General features: G+C 47.4%; 16 protein-coding genes and 1 pseudogene. 10 read left to right on the forward strand and 7 right to left on the reverse strand.

Annotated features, from left to right (window positions below):
- Positions 1-50: 50 nt before the first annotated feature.
- On the reverse strand, positions 51-2,075 hold the full coding sequence (locus ACVLR6_RS08090) for an NADPH-dependent 2,4-dienoyl-CoA reductase (RefSeq protein ID WP_104489246.1): 2,025 nt from the start codon (positions 2,073-2,075) through the stop codon (positions 51-53).
- Positions 2,076-2,209: 134 nt separating this feature from the next.
- Here ACVLR6_RS08090 and ACVLR6_RS08095 point away from each other — a divergent pair, with 134 nt between their 5' ends.
- Both ACVLR6_RS08095 and ACVLR6_RS08100 read left to right on the forward strand, forming a co-directional pair.
- Entirely contained in the window at positions 2,210-2,755 is a 546-nt protein-coding gene (locus ACVLR6_RS08095; RefSeq protein WP_005178523.1) for a PadR family transcriptional regulator, read from the forward strand.
- Between the two features lie 21 nt (positions 2,756-2,776).
- Positions 2,777-3,685 carry an alpha/beta fold hydrolase gene (locus ACVLR6_RS08100; protein WP_455994923.1) on the forward strand — a complete coding sequence of 303 codons (909 nt, stop codon included), beginning with the start codon at positions 2,777-2,779 and terminating at the stop codon, positions 3,683-3,685.
- 93 nt (positions 3,686-3,778) lie between these two features.
- On the opposite strand, the pseudogene ACVLR6_RS08105 reads toward ACVLR6_RS08100, so the two are convergent.
- Together ACVLR6_RS08105 and ACVLR6_RS08110 are read right to left on the reverse strand one after the other, a co-directional pair.
- Positions 3,779-4,084: pseudogene (locus ACVLR6_RS08105) on the reverse strand (CoA transferase); the annotation flags it as partial.
- Between the two features lies 1 nt (position 4,085).
- On the reverse strand, positions 4,086-5,309 hold the full coding sequence (locus tag ACVLR6_RS08110) for an acyl-CoA dehydrogenase (RefSeq protein ID WP_455994926.1): 1,224 nt from the start codon (positions 5,307-5,309) through the stop codon (positions 4,086-4,088).
- A gap of 247 nt (positions 5,310-5,556) precedes the next feature.
- Here ACVLR6_RS08110 and ACVLR6_RS08115 point away from each other — a divergent pair, with 247 nt between their 5' ends.
- Both ACVLR6_RS08115 and ACVLR6_RS08120 read left to right on the forward strand, forming a co-directional pair.
- Positions 5,557-6,516: a LysR substrate-binding domain-containing protein gene (locus tag ACVLR6_RS08115; RefSeq protein ID WP_455994929.1), complete on the forward strand. Its 960-nt coding sequence runs from the start codon at positions 5,557-5,559 to the stop codon at positions 6,514-6,516.
- On the forward strand, positions 6,509-7,213 hold the full coding sequence (locus ACVLR6_RS08120) for an SIR2 family NAD-dependent protein deacylase (protein WP_455994932.1): 705 nt from the start codon (positions 6,509-6,511) through the stop codon (positions 7,211-7,213). The genes ACVLR6_RS08115 and ACVLR6_RS08120 overlap by 8 nt, the downstream gene beginning before the upstream one ends.
- Before the next feature lie 89 nt (positions 7,214-7,302).
- Here ACVLR6_RS08120 and aspA read toward each other — a convergent pair whose 3' ends face one another.
- Positions 7,303-8,751, reverse strand: a complete 1,449-nt coding sequence (gene aspA / locus ACVLR6_RS08125; protein WP_016659035.1) for an aspartate ammonia-lyase — start codon at positions 8,749-8,751, stop codon at positions 7,303-7,305.
- Positions 8,752-9,175: 424 nt separating this feature from the next.
- On the opposite strand from aspA, the gene putP reads away from it, so the two are divergent.
- Positions 9,176-10,684, forward strand: coding sequence for a sodium/proline symporter PutP (putP, locus tag ACVLR6_RS08130; RefSeq protein WP_168397887.1), 1,509 nt, complete (start codon positions 9,176-9,178; stop codon positions 10,682-10,684).
- A 93-nt stretch (positions 10,685-10,777) separates the two neighbouring features.
- Here putP and ACVLR6_RS08135 read toward each other — a convergent pair whose 3' ends face one another.
- Entirely contained in the window at positions 10,778-11,260 is a 483-nt protein-coding gene (locus ACVLR6_RS08135; RefSeq protein WP_005178547.1) for an Lrp/AsnC ligand binding domain-containing protein, read from the reverse strand.
- Positions 11,261-11,389: 129 nt separating this feature from the next.
- Here ACVLR6_RS08135 and putA point away from each other — a divergent pair, with 129 nt between their 5' ends.
- From putA to ACVLR6_RS08155, 4 genes are all read left to right on the forward strand, one after another.
- A complete protein-coding gene (gene putA, locus ACVLR6_RS08140) occupies positions 11,390-15,142 on the forward strand; it encodes a trifunctional transcriptional regulator/proline dehydrogenase/L-glutamate gamma-semialdehyde dehydrogenase (protein ID WP_455994936.1) in 3,753 nt (1,250 codons plus the stop codon).
- Between the two features lie 252 nt (positions 15,143-15,394).
- A complete protein-coding gene (trmA, locus tag ACVLR6_RS08145) occupies positions 15,395-16,477 on the forward strand; it encodes a tRNA (uridine(54)-C5)-methyltransferase TrmA (RefSeq protein WP_455994939.1) in 1,083 nt (360 codons plus the stop codon).
- A 243-nt stretch (positions 16,478-16,720) separates the two neighbouring features.
- A complete protein-coding gene (locus ACVLR6_RS08150) occupies positions 16,721-16,945 on the forward strand; it encodes a hypothetical protein (RefSeq protein WP_005178553.1) in 225 nt (74 codons plus the stop codon).
- A 166-nt stretch (positions 16,946-17,111) separates the two neighbouring features.
- Positions 17,112-17,366, forward strand: coding sequence for a hypothetical protein (locus ACVLR6_RS08155; protein ID WP_045795440.1), 255 nt, complete (start codon positions 17,112-17,114; stop codon positions 17,364-17,366).
- On the opposite strand, the gene ACVLR6_RS08160 is transcribed toward ACVLR6_RS08155, so the two are convergent.
- Entirely contained in the window at positions 17,353-18,201 is an 849-nt protein-coding gene (locus ACVLR6_RS08160) for a phosphodiester glycosidase family protein (RefSeq protein WP_455994942.1), read from the reverse strand. The two genes, ACVLR6_RS08155 and ACVLR6_RS08160, sit on opposite strands and share 14 nt — an antisense overlap.
- 84 nt (positions 18,202-18,285) lie before the next feature.
- Between ACVLR6_RS08160 and ACVLR6_RS08165 the strand changes: the two genes are divergently transcribed.
- Complete coding sequence (locus tag ACVLR6_RS08165) at positions 18,286-18,816, forward strand: lecithin retinol acyltransferase family protein (protein WP_016659043.1); 531 nt, start codon at positions 18,286-18,288, stop codon at positions 18,814-18,816.
- Positions 18,817-18,956: 140 nt separating this feature from the next.
- Here the strand turns inward: ACVLR6_RS08165 and ACVLR6_RS08170 are convergent, their stop codons facing one another.
- Positions 18,957-20,681 (reverse strand): glutamine--tRNA ligase/YqeY domain fusion protein, encoded by a 1,725-nt coding sequence (locus ACVLR6_RS08170; protein ID WP_455994945.1) that lies wholly within the window; start codon positions 20,679-20,681, stop codon positions 18,957-18,959.
- Positions 20,682-20,835: the final 154 nt, after the last annotated feature.

The raw sequence follows: 20,835 nt of genomic DNA on the forward strand, positions 1-20,835 counted from the left end.
ATTCACCCTCTCCCCAGCGCTCTTCCATAGGGAGGGGAGAAGGAATTAGATTAAATTTTCGCCGCCAACTCTGCGCCCTGACGGATTGCGCGTTTGGCATCTAGCTCACCGGCTTCCTTGGCACCGCCAATCAGATGCACATTTTTACCCGCAGCTTGCAGCTGATCGTACATGGCGGTATATGATTCCTGTCCGGCACAGATCACCACGTTTTCAACTTCCAGCAGCATCGGCTGGTCATTGACCGTAATATGCAGGCCCTGATCATCAATTTTCTGATAGCTTACGCCTGCCATCATTTTAACATCGCGGTTTTTTAAGCCGGTACGATGAATCCAGCCGGTGGTTTTGCCCAGGCCTGCTCCCACCGAAGATGCTTTACGCTGCAATAAATAGATTTCATGATTGGAGGCTTCTACCTGTGCCGGTTTCAGGCCACCGACATGCTCATATTCGGTATCAATCCCCCATTCATCATAGAATTTTTCCGGATTCAGACTGCCACTTTCACCAGCATGACTTAAGTATTCTGCGGTATCAAAACCAATTCCACCGGCACCAATAATCGCAACCCGTTTCGCCACCGGTCGACGCTCTTTCAGCACATCCAGATAGCTCAGGACTTTTGGATGATCAATTCCTTCAATGTCCAGCTGACGTGGAGTTACCCCAGTTGCCACCACAATCTCGTCAAAACTGCTCTTGCTCAGCTCATCAAAGCTGGCCGTATGATTCAGTTTTAGCTGAATGCGTGGCTGCAACTCAATTTGACGCTTGAAATAACGCAAGGTTTCATAAAATTCTTCTTTGCCCGGAATGGTCTTGGCAATATTAAACTGCCCGCCAATCTGGTTAGAGGCTTCAAAAATCGTCACTTCATGACCACGGTCTGCCGCATAAATTGCAAAGCTTAAACCGGCTGGACCCGCTCCAATCACCGCAATATTTTTTGGTTGGCTGGCTTCTTTAAAGATCAGTTCGGTTTCATGACAGGCACGCGGATTGACCAGACAGGAGGCAATTTTCATGGAGAAAATATGGTCCAGACAGGCCTGGTTACAGGCAATACAGGTATTAATTTCATCGCTACGGCCCTGCTCGGCTTTTACTACAAAATCGGCATCTGCCAAAAATGGACGCGCCATCGACACCATATCGGCCTGGCCAGTCGCCAGTACATGCTCTGCCATTTCCGGGGTGTTAATCCGGTTGGAGGTGATTAAAGGAATTTTGACTTCACTTTTGAGCTTTTCTGTGACCCAGCTAAAAGCCGCACGCGGCACTTTGGTGGCAATGGTCGGAATACGTGCTTCATGCCAGCCAATACCGGTATTAATAATGGTCGCACCCGCTTTTTCAATTTCTTTGGCCAGCTGCACCACTTCTTCAAAACTTGATCCGCCTTCGACCAGATCCAGCATTGACAGACGATAGATAATAATAAAGTTTTCACCCACTTCAGCACGGGTACGTTTCACGATTTCAATTGGAAAGCGAATCCGGTTTTCATAGCTGCCGCCCCATTCATCATCACGATGATTGGTACGCTTGGCAATAAACTCGTTAATCAAGTAGCCTTCCGAACCCATAATTTCAACACCGTCATAACCGGCATATTTGGCCAGCTTGGCACAGTTGGCAAAATCGGCAATGGTCTGCTGTACTTCGGCCGAGGTGAGTGCATGCGGTTTAGACGGGTTAATAGGCGCCTGAATCGCGGATGGCGCCACAATATCCGGCTGATAGGAATAACGTCCAGTATGCAAAATCTGCAAGGCAATTTTACCGCCCGCTTCATGCACGGCTTGGGTGACCACTTTATGTTTTTCAGCTTCGGCCAAGGTGTCAAGTTTATTGCCACCTGCAAAGGTTAAGCCGGCATCATTTGGAGAAATCCCGCCGGTCACAATCAGGCCCACGCCGCCTTTGGCACGCTCTGCATAGAATGCTGCCATCCGTGCATAACCATTTGGTGCTTCTTCAAGACCCACGTGCATAGAACCCATAAGTACGCGGTTTTTTAAGGTGGTAAAGCCTAAATCAAGCGGGGCTAACAGATGCGGATAATTCGACATATTCTCTCCTTGGCTGGCCAAAAGCGGGCTATTTTTATGTTAATGCAACTTGTTGCATAAATTTATATGCGAATTTTGACTTTTATGCAACATGTTGCATAATATTTTAGATTCATACTTGCATGATCTCGTCTATGTCTTTAGCCCATGTATTACTCACCAGCCTGATTGAAAAACCCAGCACGGGCATTGAACTGGCCCGGCGCTTTGATCGCTCGATGGGCTTTTTCTGGAATGCCACCCATCAGCAGATTTATCGTGAATTAAACAGCATGCTCAGCAAAGGCTGGATTTCCACTTTGGCTGAAGAAGATGCCCAAGGCCGTAAAAAAACCTATCAGGTTGAGGCCGCAGGCCGGGTCGAACTGGCCGACTGGATGGTCAAGCAAGGTCCTCCGGCGCAGCTCCGTGAAGAACTGATGGTGCGTTTACGGGCCGAAGCACAACTCGGCGGTAATGAGGTTTTGCCCGAGCTAGAGCGGCATTTACAGTTGCATCAGGAAAAATTGCAGCTGTATCAGGCCATTTATGCCAAAGACTTTGCCCAGCAGACCGACGAAAATCGTACCTTATATATTCATAAAATGATTTTACAGCTGGGTATCGAGCAGGAAATCGGCTGGATTCGCTGGCTGGACGCGGTGATTCCTGCGCTAAAAGCTTTTGATCAACAACAATAAAATTTCAAGGAATGAAATCTCATGCCGTATTATGTCATGCCCGATGGCGAAGGTTTATTTGTACGTGAATTTGGTCAGGGCCAACCGGTGCTGGTGCTGTCCGGTTTGGGCATGCACAGCTGGCAATGGCTGCCGTTTTTGTGGCCGCTACGCAAACAGTTCCGTTTTATTATTCCCGACTGGCGCGGCTTTGGCGGTTCGAAACAGTGCCGGATTCCGGAGCTGGATGCCATTTCCAGCCACTGGCAGGATGTGCAATCCTTAATTCAGCAACTACAGCTGCAACAGTTTATAATCGTTGCCTATTCGATGGGTGCGACCACTGCCATGCATGGTATGCAATATGGACAGCTGGCAGCGCAGTTAAAAGCTTATTTGCATATTGATCAGACCCCGAAAATCATGGTGGATGAACACTGGGCCTATGGCCTGTTTGGCCAGCAGCACAGCCGCTTCAAACAGATCTTATCCGAACTGTCCGCGCTATTTACGGAACACGCACATCTCCAGTGGATTCACGATTTAAATGATACGGCCACAGATCAACTGTTTGCTTTATGGATGCAGTTTATTGAGCTGCAAAATAACAACCCTCGCCAGCGAGCCATCTTTTGTAAAATCCTGCAACAGCCACGTTTGCAACATCTGCTGTTACCCTCATCTCGACTGGACTATATGACTTGGTATATCCGCAACTATTTAGAACATGCCGAAGATTATCGTGAAGCCTTAAGCCAGCTGAACTGTCCTACGGTGTTTTTTAGCGGGGTGCAATCGGTGCTCTATCCGGTACAGGGACAAACCCTGATTGCCCAAAGTGTGGCACAGGCACAGCAGGTGTTGTTTGAAAAATCAGGGCATACTCCGCTACTGACTGAGCCGCTGAAATTTACCCGCGAACTTAAACGCTTTTTATTGCAGCATCAGTAAATATCTACATCAATATTTATAGCTGAATAAAAAAAGCCGAACGGTGTAAGGTTCGGCAAAAAGCAAGTGAAGACTAACAATCAAGGCAAAGCACTAGGCAATTTTCCCATCAATAATGCCCTGCTGTTTTAAAGCCTGCAGTTCTTCAGCAGATTTAAAGCGGGACAAAATATAGGCCGTATGTTCACCCAGTTGCGGTGGTGCCTGCCGGTATTCGACCGGTGTATCTGACAGCTTGATCGGTGATGCAATCATTTTAAATTGCGCATTTAAACTGTGCGGCAAATTGACCAGCATCTGCCGATGCTGAATTTGCGGCTCAGCCAAGGCATCTTCAATCGAGTTAATTACACCGACCGGCACTTTGACCGCATGAATCCGGCGTACCCATTCCTCTGCATTAATTACAGAATGCAGCGATTCCGGTCTGTGCACGGCCCAGAATTAAGGCATGTACGTCATGCGTCCCTTCATAGGTATTCACCACTTCCAGATTCACCAGATGACGCGCCACACCAAATTCATCCGAAATACCGTTACCACCCATCATGTCACGAGCCAAACGGGCAATATCCAGTGCCTTGCCACAGTTATTGCGCTTGATTAAAGATGTTCCTTCAATCGAGGCAATACCATCATCTTTCATGCGGCCAAAACGTAATGCGGCCTGTAAACCTAAAGCAATTTCAGTTTGCATATCAGCCAGTTTTTTCTGGATTAACTGATTGGCAGCCAAAGGACGACCAAACTGTTTACGCTCCATGGTGTACTGATGTGCGGTATGCCAGCAGAACTCTGCCGCACCCATCGCACCCCAGGCAATGCCGTAACGGGCACTGTTCAGGCAGGTAAATGGACCTTTTAAGCCACGAACTTCTGGGAAAGCATTTTCTTCTGGGACAAATACGTTATCCATTACAATTTCACCGGTGATGGAAGCACGTAAACCGACCTTGCCGTGAATCGCAGGCGCAGACAGCCCTTCCCAGCCTTTTTCCAGAATAAAGCCGCGAATGTCACCGACATTGCCTTCAGGTGAAACCTCTTTGGCCCAAACCACAAATACATCGGCAATTGGACTGTTGGTAATCCACATTTTTGCGCCCGTTAAGCGATAACCGCCATCGACTTTTTTGGCACGGGTAATCATGCTGCCCGGGTCAGAACCATGATCCGGCTCAGTCAGACCAAAACAGCCAATATATTCACCTGTGGCTAATTTTGGTAAATACTTCTGTTTTTGCTCTTCCGAGCCAAATTCATTAATCGGTACCATCACCAGCGAACTTTGTACACTGGCCATAGAGCGGTAACCTGAATCGACGCGTTCGACTTCACGGGCAATCAGACCATAGCTGACATAATTTAAACCGGCACCGCCGTACTGTTCAGGAATGGTTGGGCCTAGTAAGCCTAGCTCGCCCATTTCACGGAAAATGGTCGGATCGGTTTTTTCATGACGAAACTGTTCCAGTACACGTGGCATCAGCTTGTCCTGACAATAGGCCGCAGCAGTATCACGGATCATGCGTTCTTCTGCAGTCAGCTGCTGCTCCAGCAGGAATGGGTCTTGCCAGTCAAAATGTTCTTTACGGCCTGAATGTGAATTTACCATTTGATTCATAGCTTCCTCTGCCTGAATGATGTTCTCGTTGTTTGTGTTGATACTATGTGTGAAAAATAATATTTTCAAACGAGATTTTTTAATGCAGATATGCATTCTCCGCATATCTTAAATAAGCATATTCATACTGGAGCTGCGCATCGCGCTAAAACCTGTGAAGAAACAATAAAAAATAAACAAATTGGCGATCATAGTGCCTTCATCTATGCTATTTTCAAATACCTGTGCAGATAAAGGATGATCTGAAATGCGGCGTAATATTCCCTCTTTACAGGCCTTGCTCTGCTTTGAGTCGGCAGCCAAGCATTGCAGTTATACTCATGCCTCGCAAGAACTGTTTATTACCCAGAGTGCGGTTTCCCGGCAAATCCAGCAGCTGGAAGAATTTCTTGGCTTAAGCCTGTTTATCCGGACCCGGCATGGAGTCGAACTGACGCCTGCAGGACAGCATTCTTATAAAAGTATCAAACCCTATTTACTGGGGCTGGAGCAAAGCACGCTCGATGTGATGTCGCATAAAGGATTAGGCGGCACCTTAAAGCTGGGCGTAGTACCGACCTTTGCCACGCGCTGGCTAGTTCCGAAGCTGCACCGTTTTAACCAGCGCTATCCGGAAATTACTATTCATTTGGAAACCAGCACCAAACCGTTTTTATTTAATGAAAATATTTTTGATGCGGCCATTTATGCCGGTACGCAGCAGCAGATTGATCATTGGCCCGGAATCCACACCCATTTTTTAATGAAGGAAGATGTGGTGCCGGTGTGCTCACCGCAGCTGATTGCCCGGCATTTTCCTGCGGCGCAGAAAAGCCATCGCTATGGTTATAACCTGGCTGCCGAACAATTACAGCAACTGCCTTTATTACAGCAAACCACACGACCGACCATCTGGCAGGAATGGTTCCAGACCCAGCAGATTGAGCATGCCCATCCGTATGATGGACAGCGTCATGAACTGTTTTCGATGCTGGCTGTGGCCGCCAGTCATGGCATGGGCATGGCACTCATCCCGCAAATGTTGATTCAGCAGGAATTAACCAGCGGTGAACTGGTACTGGCCTCAGATCAGCAGCTCAGCGGCCGGCGCTCCTATTATCTGGTACATTCTAGTCAGGAAAATTCAGTTTTAATTCAGAAATTTGTAGAATGGATGCAACAGGAAGTCACGCACAGTATCGCCACACAGGAATCTGCCTATGCCTAAACTGATTGTTTTCTCCGGTGCCGGAATGAGCGCCGAAAGCGGGATTAATACCTTTCGTGATAGTGAAGGATTGTGGGAACAGCATCGGGTGGAAGATGTGGCCACACCGGAAGCTTGGGCCAAAAATCCGGCGCTGGTGCAGCGTTTTTATAATGAACGACGCAAAAATATTCTGAATGCCCAGCCCAACGCGGCACATCAACTGATTGCCGAACTGGAACAGTATTTTGATGTGGCTGTTATTACCCAGAATATTGATGATCTGCATGAACGTGCCGGTAGCCAGCAGGTATTACATTTGCATGGCAATATCCGGCTGGCCAAAACTTCCGGACCCGATGCACAAACCACTACCCACTTTTACCCGATTGAAGGCGCCGAGCTGGATTTGGAACGCGATGTCTGTGACGTGGGTTATCCGCTACGGCCACATGTGGTCTGGTTTGGTGAGGCGGTACCAGCCTATGTACAGGCGATTGAATGGGTGCAGGATGCCGATATTTTTATTGTGATTGGCAGCAGTCTGGCAGTCTACCCGGTGGCTGGTCTGGTTCATGAAATTCCGGCCAGCTGTCAGGCCTATTATATTGACCCGAAAGCCAATCAGCAGCGTTTACCGGCGCAATATGAATGTATTGCCGCCACTGCAACCCAAGGTTTGGCACAGTTAAAACCACGTCTGCTGGCGGCCCTGTAAGTTGAATCAAAACCATCGGCCAAACACAAAAGGCTCAAAACCAATATATGACCTTGAGCCTTTGCTGTTTTACTGAAGCAGTCAGTGTCTTAGCTGACTTGGGCAAAAACTGCTTCCGGTGGTGTTACCTCACTGACCAGATTATGCAGGGCAAAAATTTCATCCAGCTGTTCCTGAGTCAGTAATTCCTGCTCCAGTACCACCTGCTGAATGGTTTTGTTTTCAGCAATACACAGTTTCCCGATTTCATCACATTTGGCATGACCTAGAATCGGATCAAGCAAAGTGACAATACCGACGCTACGCATCACCGCATCATGGCAAGCCTGTTCATTGGCCTGAATGCCCTGAATACATTTTTCATCCAGACTTTTCATGGCTTGAGTCAATAACTGGATGGATTCATGAATCGACACGGCAATCACCGGTTCCATCACGTTTAACTGCAACTGCCCGGCTTCGGCCGCCATGGTCACGGTCAGGTCATTGCCAATCACTTTAAAAGCAATCTGGTTCACCACTTCCGGAATGACCGGATTGACCTTGGCCGGCATAATCGAAGAACCGGCCTGCAACTCCGGTAACCGGATTTCCCCCAGACCGGTACGCGGGCCAGAACTTAATAAACGCAGGTCATTACAGATTTTCGATAACTTCACCGCCAGACGTTTCAGTGTGCTGGATAAAATGATGAAAACCCCACAGTCGCTGGTGGCTTCGACATAATCTTCTGCGCCAATTAATGGCAAGCCGCTAATCTCTTTTAAAGCCTGCACCGCTTCCTGGGCATAACCTTTGGGGGTATTCACGCCCGTACCAATCGCGGTAGCACCGAGGTTAATTTCCAGCAACAGCTGACGGGTCCGGTCAATCAGTTTTAAATCTTCTTTTAACAGGGTAGCAAAAGCCCGGAACTCCTGCCCCAAGGTCATCGGCACGGCATCTTGCAGCTGGGTCCGGCCCATTTTCAGTACATACTGAAATTCAGCTACTTTCTTGTAGAAACTGTCAATCAGGTTACGCATCTGCACGAACAGATCATCCAGACTGTAATAAGTCGCTAAACGCAAGGCTGTTGGATAGACATCATTGGTCGATTGCGACTTATTAACATGATCATTTGGATGAATAGAAAAATAACTGCCTTTTTCCAGACCCAGATGTTCTAAGGCAATATTGGCAATCACCTCATTGCTGTTCATGTTAATCGACGTTCCGGCACCGCCCTGATAAACATCTAAAGGGAAATGCGCACGCCATGCGGCGGGCTGTTCAATCAACTGGTCACAGGCATACTGAATCGCCTCAGCCACCTGCGGGGAGATTTTTTCAAACTGTAAATTGGTTTGTGCAGATGCCTTTTTCACTTGCGCCAAAGCACGAATGAAATGCAGGTTTTCACCGACCTGCTGATTAGAGATCTGGAAGTTCTCCAAGGCACGCAAGGTATGAATACCATAATAACTGTCTGCCGGCACTTCTTTAGCACCTAGCAAATCATGCTCTATTCTTGTTTTCTCTGTCTGAACCGTAATCACACTGTTTACTCACTATTTCGCACCAATATTGTGCATAAGAAAATCTTAAACCTGTGCCAGCCTGAAACTACACAAGATTGATACGCTTTTTGAAATATTTAATTACACATTCTTTCTGAATGTACGGGATGTAACATAATGTAAATTTACTCCATTTTTAAGCCAGATTTAACAGATTCTCTCCATATTTGCAAAAATAAAAATATTCACCGCTTTATTCAAAATTTTGACTTAATAATTTTCCGCTCATTGCTCCCATTTTTTCAATTGTATCTAAAGCTACAAACTGCAACATAAGACCGCTATAAATCCCGTCGAAATGTTACAGAACGTAATTTTAATTCCATGCTTGAATCAGCTCCTTGAAAAAATGCGCAAAAAATCATCTCGGATGGATGAACGCTTACAGACAAAGGATGGGCATATGAGTCAACTGAATCCCACATTAATTACCTTTATATTTTATATCGTGGCCATGATCGGTATCGGGCTGTATGCCTACAAGGCCACCACAGATTTCTCGGATTATATTCTTGGGGGCCGCAGTCTGGGCAGCGTGGTGACTGCGCTTTCTGCCGGCGCATCGGATATGAGCGGCTGGCTGCTGATGGGTTTACCCGGTGCAATCTATCTGGCCGGATTATCTGAAGCCTGGATCGCCATCGGCCTGATTATTGGTGCATGGTTAAACTGGCTTCTGGTCGCCGGGCGTTTGCGGGTTCATACCGAAGTACAAAACAATGCCCTGACCCTGCCAGATTATTTCACCAGCCGTTTTGGCGACCGCAAGAAAATCCTGCGCGTCAGTTCAGCACTGGTGATTCTGGTATTTTTCGCGATTTACTGTGCATCCGGCATGGTGGCCGGTGCGCGTTTATTTGAAAGCCTGTTTGGCTGGTCCTATACCACGGCGCTGTGGATTGGCGCGATAGCCACCATCAGCTATGTCTGTATTGGCGGCTTCCTGGCAATTAGCTGGACCGATACCTTCCAGGCCGGGCTGATGATTTTTGCCCTGCTGATTACTCCCATCATGACCTATCTGGCACTGGGTGATCATAGCCAGCAGATTGGTCTGTTACTGGAAACTGCGCGCCCACATGCCACGCAGATGCTGTCCGGTTTAAGTTTTATTGCTATTTTATCTTCTTTGGCATGGGGCTTAGGCTATTTTGGACAACCGCATATTCTGGTTCGCTTTATGGCAGCCGATTCGGTCAAAACCATTCCGGCGGCGCGTAAAATTGGTATGAGCTGGATGATTCTCTGTCTGGGCGGCGCAGTTGGTGCCGGTTTCATTGCCATTGCCTATTTCCAGCAATTTCCAGAACTGGCGACTGTGGTGAATCAGAACCCGGAAACCGTGTTTATGGAGCTGACCAAAATCCTGTTTAATCCGTGGATTGCCGGGATTATTCTGGCCGCCATTCTAGCCGCGGTGATGAGTACGCTCAGCTGTCAGTTACTGGTCTGCTCCAGTACCTTAACTGAAGATTTGTACAAAGCCTTTTTACGCAAAAATGCCTCACAAAAAGAGCTGGTCTGGGTCGGCCGTTTTATGGTGCTGTTGATTGCAATGCTGGCAATCTGGCTGGCCAGCAATCCATCGAGTAAAGTCCTGGGGCTGGTGGCCTATGCCTGGGCCGGATTTGGCGCGGCTTTTGGTCCTCTCATTATTCTGTCGCTGTTCTGGAAACGCATGACCCTGAAAGGCGCGATTGCCGGGATGCTGGTTGGCGCGATCACCGTAATTGTCTGGAAAAATGTCATGGCCGATACCGGACTCTATGAGATTATTCCCGGCTTTATTCTGGCCAGTCTGAGTATTGTAATAGTCAGTCTGCTCGACCGGGCACCAAGTACAGAGGTGATTGAACGCTTTGAACAGTCAGATGCCGAGTACAAAAAAGCCATGCAGGAAATGAACAGCTAGCACAGCAATCTACCGAATTGATTGATCATCCATAAAAAAAGGAGCTTCGGCTCCTTTTGGGTTTTAACGGAAAATACAGACAAAGATGACGGTTTATTTGGCCTTGTGCTGATATTTCAGTTTCAATTGCGAGCTTTCCTTAATCACTTCCATCACCGGATAACTGCGGGTTTCTTTCACCCCCGGCAACTGCCATAAAATTTGCCCGGAAATCTTACGGAATTCTTCCATATTGGCGCAGCGGATTTTGACTACAAAATCGAAACCACCACTAATCATGTGACATTCCACAATTTCCGGATGCTGCAAAATCGCATCTGAAAATTCTTCCAGTACATTCGGCGTGGTTTTATCCAGCAGAATTTCCACAAATACCACAAAACTGCTATTCAGCAACTCCGGATTCAGCTTGGCTTCATAGCCCAAAATAAAGCCATCTTTACTCAGTTTCTGTACCCGCGCCAGCGCAGCAGTTGGCGATAAATTGACGGCTTCTGCCAGTTTAATATTTGAAATCCGGCCATCTTTTTGCAGAATATCCAGAATTTTAATGTCAGTGCGATCCAGGCTCATCATTCCATTCATAATCCGTATTTATCTCTAAAAATAACAAAAATTATAGTGAGTTATTTGGCATATTTTCTGTGATCATAAATTATATAAGGTACACCGTTCAACTAAAATATATCGTCACAGGATGTTGGCATGAACATGATGGATAGCGAAACCCATTTCGACGACGCAAAACCGCATTTGGATTACATCACTGAATTCAAAGAAAAAAATGAGGCAGAAATTGCCATCAATACCGCATGGCGTCGCCCTGAAAGTGAATGTGTCAGCCATTTACTCGAGCACAGTGAAATTCCTGATGCACTGAACAGCCAGATTTATGAGCTGGCTTTTCAGCTGGCCCACTCCCTGCGTGAACGTAAAAATTCCAGCGGTAAAGCCGGTCTGGTGCAAGGCCTGTTGCAAGAGTTCTCCCTCTCTTCACAAGAAGGCATCGCCCTGATGTGTCTGGCCGAAGCGCTATTACGTATTCCTGATACCGCAACCCGTGATCTGCTGATCCGTGACAAGATCAACCAGGGCAACTGGAAAGAGCATTTAGGTCAAAGTAACCTGATGTTTGTGAATGCAGCGGCCTGGGGCTTAATGCTGACCGGCAAGCTGATGGAAACCCCGAAACAGAACAGCTTAAGCGGTATTCTGACTGGCCTGCTGGCGCGCAGTGGCCGTGGTATTATCCGTAAAGCGGTAGATGTCGCCATGCGGATGATGGGTGAGCAGTTCGTGACTGGTGAAACCATTAGCGAAGCCCTGCAACATGCCGAACCGTTAGAAGAAAAAGGTTTCCGTTATTCTTATGACATGCTCGGTGAAGCAGCCCTGACCGAACACGATGCAGAGCGTTATTTTGATGACTATCAAAATGCCATTCACGCCATTGGCCAGGCCTCTAAAGATAAAGATGTTTATACCGGCCCGGGGATTTCGATCAAGCTCTCTGCCCTGCATCCACGTTATCAGCGTGCTCAAATTGACCGCGTGCATACCGAACTGTATGACAAGGTGCTGCAACTGGCGGTGCTGGCCAAGGACTACAATATTGGCCTGAATATTGATGCCGAAGAATCTGAACGACTGGAAATGTCTTTAGAGTTGCTGGAGCGTCTGTGTTTTGAACCGGCACTGGATAACTGGAAAGGCATTGGCTTTGTGATTCAGGCCTACCAGAAACGCTGCTTCTATGTGGTAGATTATGTGGTTGATCTGGCCAAACGCAGCCAGAAACGCCTGATGATCCGTCTGGTGAAAGGCGCCTATTGGGACAGCGAAATCAAGAAAGCGCAAATTGATGGCATGTCAGATTATCCAGTCTTTACCCGTAAAGTGCATACCGATCTGTCCTATATTGCCTGCGCGAAAAAATTACTGGCGGCACCGGAACAGATTTATCCGCAGTTTGCGACTCACAATGCTCAAACGCTGGCCACGATTTATCATCTGGCCGATCCAGCGCGCTATTATGCTAGCCAATACGAGTTCCAATGCCTGCATGGTATGGGCGAGCCGTTGTATGAAAATGTGGTCGGCTCGAAACAGCAGCAGAAGCTCGGTGTGCCGTGCCGTATTTATGCGCCGGTCGGTAACCATGAAACCCTGCTGGCCTATCTGGTGCGTCGTTTGCTGGAAAATGGTGCCAATACCTCTTTCGTCAACCGTATTGCCGATAAGACCCTAAACATTGAAGATCTGATCGAAAATCCGCATCAGACCATTTTAGCCACAGCTCAACAGGAACAGAAAGTCGGCCAGAAACATCCGGCGATTCCCTTACCACATGAACTGTACGGCGTGCAGCGCGACAACTCTGCTGGACTGGACTTAGCCAATGATCAGGACTTGGCGGCATTAAATACAACCGCGCAGCATCTGCATCAACATCAATGGACTGCCCAGCCGATGGGTGAAGGCTTAACCGCCGAAGACAGTGCCGATGTACACGCAATTTTAAACCCGGCTCAGCATCAGGATATTGTTGGTCATGTGCAGGAAGCCACTGCAGCACAGGTCAATCAGGCGCTGGAAAATGCGGTACAGGCACAAGCCGTCTGGGCCAATATTTCCAAACATGAACGCGCACAATGTCTGGAACGTGCTGCCGATTTAATGCAGGCACGCCTGCAACCGCTCATGCTGCTCCTCTGCCGCGAAAGTGGCAAGACCTATGCCAATGCTATTGCCGAAGTGCGTGAAGCAATTGATTTCCTGCGCTACTATGCCGCGCAAATGCGTGATCTGGACATCAATACCCAGATTATTCCGCTAGGGCCGGTGCTATGTATCAGCCCGTGGAATTTCCCGCTGGCGATTTTTAGCGGCCAGATTGCCGCGGCACTGGTGGCTGGCAATACCGTTCTGGCCAAACCGGCCGAGCAGACCCCGCTGATTGCAGCGCAAGCGGTGCAGATTTTATGGGATGCCGGCATTCCGCAAAATGTACTGCAACTGCTGCCGGGACGTGGTGAAACAGTCGGTGCGCAGCTGAGTCAGGATGAACGGATTCAGGGCATTATGTTTACCGGCTCGACTGAAGTCGCCAAAATCCTGAATCAGACCGTGGCCAAACGTTTAAGCCAGACTGGTGGTGCCATTCCGCTCATTGCGGAAACTGGCGGGCAAAACGCCATGATTGTTGATTCTTCAGCCCTGACTGAACAGGTGATTCTGGATGCGGTCAGCTCTGCTTACGACAGTGCCGGTCAGCGCTGCTCTGCCCTGCGAATTCTATGTGTGCAGGAAGATAATGCCGACACGGTACTGACTATGCTCAAAGGTGCCATGCAGCAGTTGCGCGTCGGTAATCCTTATTTGCTGAAAACCGATATTGGCCCGGTGATTGACCTGGAAGCACAGAACAATATTGAGCGTCATATTGAAAAAATGCGCATTAAGGGCTATCCGGTGCATCAGTTGATGTGGAATAAGCAAAGCGATGCAAGCTTGCAACACGGCACTTTTGTACCACCAACGCTGATTGAACTGCCGCATCTGGATGATCTGGAGCGTGAAGTATTTGGCCCGGTACTGCATGTGATTCGCTACCGTTACGGACAGCTTGATCAACTGCTGGCACAAATCAATGCCAAAGGTTATGGCCTGACCATGGGCTTGCATACCCGTATTGATGAAACCATTCATAGCGTAATTGCCCAGGCCGAAGTCGGCAACCTGTATATCAACCGTAATATTGTTGGTGCGGTGGTCGGGGTACAACCTTTTGGTGGCGAAGGCCTGTCGGGGACCGGACCTAAGGCCGGTGGACCGTTGTATCTCTACCGCTTAATGCAATACTGCTCGCAGAAAAAACTGGCTCAACCATTTGCGGTGCAGACTCTACATGCAGCAGCAATGCCTGCCCTGTATAGCCAATTGGTGAACTGGGTACAGGCCGAGTTCCCGCAGCAGCTGATTCAGCTACCGGAAAAAATTGCCACGGGTCAGAGTTTTAACCTGACTGGTCCAACCGGTGAAAGTAATCAGTATACGATTTTGCCACGTCATGCCGTGCTATCCCTGGCTGAACAGGAGCTGGATCAGATTCATCAGTTACTGGCGATTTTTGCAGTCGGCAGTCAGCCGGTGGTTCTGGCAGAAAACCGCTTCATGCTGAAATATCTGCCGAAAATGCCGCCAGAGATTGTCCAGCGGATTCGCGTGATCCCAGACCTGCTGCATGGCGATTATGATGCAGTGCTGCATCATGGCAGCTCGGCGCAATTGCTGGAGTTACAGCAAACGGTAGCGCAGCGTGCCGGAGCGATTGTCGGCATCAGCCATCTCAAACCGAATGATCCGAAAATTCCGCTGGAACGTCTGGTGATTGAACGGGCCATCAGCATTAATACTGCTGCAGCTGGAGGGAACGCCAGCCTGATGACGCTGGATTAAAGCCACCCCTTTTCATGGTGTTATTCCTCTTTGCCAAACCAACTCTCCCTGGTCTCTGTTGGTTTGGCTTTTTTTATCTTTGCTCTCGCAAGTGATCTATTTCCCGGCTTTAATCTGCCGATCTGTTGAGCCGAGGCTCGATTTCTCCCGTCACGCTACCGCAATTTAAGGTTTGCACAGAATATCTTTAGGCATCTGCCTGAAACTTTGTTACCATCCCCTGTCTCAATGGGTTTGTGATTTTTACTGCATATGACTTCATCTTATCAGCAACAACTTGATGCCAAAGTTGCACGTATTTCTGCACAGTTTGCCGAATTTAATCCTCCAGCGCTGGAGGTGTTTGCCTCGCCTGAACAGCATTTCCGTATGCGTGCAGAATTCCGGATTTGGCATACCGAAGATGACCTGTTTTATGCCATGTTTGAACGCGATGAGCAGCAGAACAAAAAAGTCATTCGAATTGATGAATTTCCAATTGCCGATGCCAGCATCAACCAGTTAATGCCGGTACTGCTGAATGCCTTAAAAGCAGAACCGCTGTTATCCAATCGCCTGTTTGAAGTGCATTTTCTGGCAACCTTAAAAGGTGAAATGCTAGTTTCACTGATTTATCGCTGTCCATTAACTGCAGAGTGGGAAGCGTTGGCCAAACAGCTGGCCGAGCAACTGCAGATTAAGATTATTGGCCGGAGCCGTGGCCAGAAACTGGTGCTGAGCGATGAGTTTGTGGTGGAAGAACTGCAAGTCTTTGAGCTCCAATATCAATACAAACAGATTGAAAGCAGCTTTACCCAGCCGAATGCGCGCGTTTGCCAGCACATGCTGGAATGGGCCTGTACAGCTGCCGGACACTCCAATCAGGACCTGTTAGAGCTGTACTGTGGCAATGGTAACTTTACCCTGCCGCTGTCGACCCGTTTTAATCGCGTCTTAGCCACAGAACTGGCCAAATCTTCAGTTTATGCGGCGCAGTGGAATATTGAGCAGAACCAGATTGACAATATTCAGGTGGCGCGTTTATCTGCCGAAGAATTTACCCAGGCCTACAACGGCGAGCGTGAATTCCGCCGTTTGCAGGAAGCCGGCATTGAGATGTCCAGCTATCAGTTTGACACCGTTTTTGTGGACCCACCACGTGCCGGTATTGATGCCGAAACCTTAAAACTGTTGCAGCGTTTTGAGCGGATTATTTATATCTCCTGTAATCCGGATACGCTGCATGACAATTTGCAGACTTTGGCCAGCACCCACAAGATCACCCAATTTGCCTTGTTTGATCAATTCCCTTATACCCATCATGTGGAATCTGGTGTCTTACTGGAAAAGATCTAAAACAATTTGTTTCAAATTATATTATTCAGTCCGAAAAGGAAGATTTTTTAATCTTCCTTTTTTCTTATAAAAACAAGCAACTTAGTTATAATCAAGGCTTATAGCAATCATAATTACGTTTAAACTGTTACAAGCTATCGAAATTTCTAGAGTCTGTTTGCTGCTTTTATCACTTTAGTCGACTTGCATTAATTTTTAAATTGGCTATATTTCGAGCTATGTTAGGTTGCAAATGAAGGCTCTATGAGTTTTTGGCAAAAGCTGTTCGCTCAGGAACAGCAAAACGAGCATAAGAATCAGATTGCTTGTGTTGAAAATGATTGCTCTTGTAAGACAAATGAACAGCTTCTTGAAGCTTTAGCAAAAGCGACAGATGAAGATGTGATTATCGGTATTAAAAAGGTTCTCGCTTCGCGCGGCTATAGCCGTAAAGAGTTGAATGAACTTCAACATTTACCCCTGCAATAGCAGAGTCTGACCACAGAAAAAGGCATTTAGAATTTCTAGGTGCCTTTTTTATTGGTCTGATTTCAATCAGATTTCTTAGTTTTGACATTTTTTTCATGTATGCTCAAGGGCTTAGATCAGTCTTGATCGTATTTTTAATTCAATACATAACAATAAGGACACCATGATGAACAACAAAATGATCGGCGCTCTTACCCTTCCACTGCTCTGCCTGGCCCTCACAGGCTGCGACCGTATGCCGGCAGAATGTGAAGAAGCCTGGGACAAGATGGACAGCTTGAGCACAAAAATGGGGCTTTCGGAAGAACAACGTCAATTCCAGAAAAAACAGTTTGAGGCCGGAATCAAAGAAATGTCGACTGAAGATGCCAAACGCCTCTGCAGCCAGCAAACCCAGACCTTAGGCATTATTGGCCAGTAGATTTTTCTGGCTCAGTCGCGCAGGCTGAATCATCAATATACGCCAGCATCGGGCCAACTGCGCGGTACTGGCGATGGCGTTTTAAGGCCGCAATATACACAGAAGATACTGAACCATCCAAGTACAGCGCATTCGGTGTCTTAAGCTGCTGCTGAAACAGCCGGGCAAAGTCATAAAAATTTATTGGCTGCTGGCTGATCACAAAATACAGGGTGGCGTCTTTCAGCCCAACGCCATTGCGGATTTTTCTGGAATCGGAATCCGGAATAAAGTTTGGGTTAATTTTTCCGTCAATCACCAGCATCGGGCCAGATTGGGTGGCATATTTCGGTTGCACATTGGCCTGCTGATACTGCTGGGTGATCATCAACAGTGGCTGCTTGTCCCAGGCCAGTACCCCATTCGGCTGAATCAGAAAATTACCCCAGCCTTGGGTCTGGGTATTTAACTGGCTTACCCTCTTGCCCTCTTCAATATACAGCCCGACGGGTGCATAATCGGCATGGAACATCCCGGCATTCATGGCAAACTCTAGCTGCTGACACGGTTGCAGATTATCCTGGAGCGCAGTGAAATAACGATAGGGCTGCTGTGCTGTATTCTTTAATACCAGCTTCAGCTGCGCCATTGATCGGATTTCCGTGACATCAAAATCACCCAGCCTATGTTTCAGCTGCCAGCTGTAGATTTGCGGCTGTGCCTGTGCCCAGTTTGCACTGCAAGCACCCAGCAGAATCAGCAGTTTTAACAGCGGTTTGGCAGTAACTCGTGCAAAGTACTGTCCTAACTTTTTCATTGCATCTGTTCCCTGTTCATCGTTGTATAATTCAGCCATTCTTGTCGCCACCCTGTCGATTCTTGTGCCAAGAAGCAGTACACTAGAGCTTTAAAATACACCTGTCACTTTACTAATGTCACAATGCTCAAGCAGAACACACGGTTCCCTTTAGGGGCGCATCTGATTGTCAAACATTTCGGCTATACCCACCACGGGATTTATGCTGGACGTGGTCGTGTCATTCATTATTCCGGTTTTGCACATTTATTTAAAAAACATCCGATTGAAATCACCAGCCTAGACAAGTTCAGTCATGGCAAACCGGTGCATGTGCAGCATTATGATCAACCCAAATATAAAGGCCGTAAAGTGGTGCGCCGGATGCGTTCACGGATGCATGAAAATAATTATCACCTGATTATCAACAACTGCGAACATTTATGCACCTGGGCCATTACCGGCGTGGAAAGCAGTCCGCAAGTCTTCCGGATGATGAACCGCTTAACCACCATTGGTTATGTCAGCTCCTTAATGAGCTATATGAACAGCATGATGCTGACCCTGACCACCACCTGTTTTGCCCTGGTGCTGTATATTAAAAAGAAATTGCGCGACAAAGCCAAAATGCAGATGCCGACCCATCTGTTTTATAAACACGATGAAAAGAAATAACACACCGGATCATCTGTAAATCAAATTTTTTTTAATTTAACGTGCTACTTCCTTTCAACGTTTACTTTCCATTTTCAACACCGCATAAAAAAGCCCGCTGAGTCCAGCAGGCTTTTTCAATCATCTAGCAAAATGCGCTTTTATTTGCCCGGTTTGAAGCTGTCTTTTAAGTCCAGAATACGGTTAAACACTGGTGTTTCGCTGGAATGATCATACTGATCTGCCACGAAATAACCTTCACGTTCAAACTGGAAACGATCTTCTGCTTGCGCTTGCGCTAAAGCCGGCTCAATAACCGCTTGTACCACTTTCAATGAGTCCGGATTCAGATTCGCCAGGAAGTCATCGCCGACTTCTGGGTCAGATTCGGTGAATAGACGGTCGTAAATACGCACTTCAGCTTTCACGCCTTTAGTGGCAGATACCCAGTGAATCACACCTTTCACTTTACGGCCTTCCGGATTCTTACCTAAAGTTTCAGGGTCGATTGAACATTTCAGCTCAATAATTTCACCGTTGTCATCTTTAATGATTTCGTCGCACTTGATCACATAGGCATGACGTAAACGCACTTCACCGCCCGGAATCAGACGTTTAAAGCCTTTTGGTGGCTCTTCTTCGAAATCTTTACGGTCAATATAGATTTCAGAGGTGAGCGGAATGACACGCTCACCCATATCTACGTTTGGATGGCGCGAATGAGTCAGATCCATTTCTGCTGGCAGATTGGTTAACGTCACTTTTAATGGATTCAGCACAGCCATACCACGCGCTGCGGTATTTTCCAGCGACTGACGGATGCAGTATTCCAGCATTGCCACATCGACAATCCCGTCAGACTTCGACACACCAACGCGCTTACAAAAATCACGCAAGCCTTCCGGAGTAAAGCCACGACGACGCATACCCACTACAGTTGGCATACGCGGGTCGTCCCAACCCTTAACAAAACCACCTTCCACCAGACGGCGCAGCTTACGCTTTGAGGTAATGGTGTAATCGACGTTTAAACGGCTGGATTCATACTGACGTGGTACCGCCGCTGATTTTACCTTTTCCACCACCCAGTCATAGAACGGACGGTGATCCTGGAATTCAAGCGTACACAGTGAATGAGTAATGCCTTCAATCGCATCGGATAATGGATGCGCATAGTCGTACATTGGGTACATTTTCCATTTGTCACCGGTCTGGTGATGCTCGGAATGTAGCACACGGTACAAAATTGGGTCACGCATATGTACGTTTGGCGATGCCATATCAATTTTGGCACGCAATACCGCCTGACCTTCGCCCAGCGCACCATTACGCATCTGTTCAAAACGCGCCAGGTTGTCTTCTACAGACGCATCACGATACGGTGAGTTTTTGCCCGACTCGACAAATGAACCACGATTCAGCTTGATTTCTTCAGGAGTTTGCAAATCGACATAGGCATCACCCTGTTCAATTAACTGCACCGCCCAGCTATACAGCTGGTCAAAATAGCTTGATGCATAGCGTGGCTCGCCATTCCAGTTAAAGCCCAACCATTTCACGTCATTGGCAATACCATCTACATATTCTTGTTCTTCGGCATCCGGGTTGGTATCGTCAAAACGTAAGTTACATAAACCGTTAAATTCTTCGGCAATCCCGAAATTCAGGCAAATTGCTTTCACGTGACCAATATGTAAGTAACCGTTCGGTTCTGGTGGAAAACGTGTGATCACTTTTTCAGTACGGCCTGCTGCCAGATCATCGGTAATGACCTGACGCACAAAATCTAAGCCCGGCTGTTGTTCTTGCTGCGCAGCATCGACAGAGGCATGGTTACTTGGTGTCGGGGTGTTAGGCAGAGATGAAACAGCATCATTCGGCTTCATAGTTAATAAATCACTTCTAGATAAAAATTTAGGATAATTAAAACGCTATTCCCACTTTTTAACAAAGAAAATAACGTTTTTACTTGCCTTGTAGTTTACAGTTTGCTTATGCTTCTCTCAACCAAAAAACCCATGGCTTTTTTGTCCATGATTA

The organism is Acinetobacter sp. T63 (assembly GCF_053852345.1).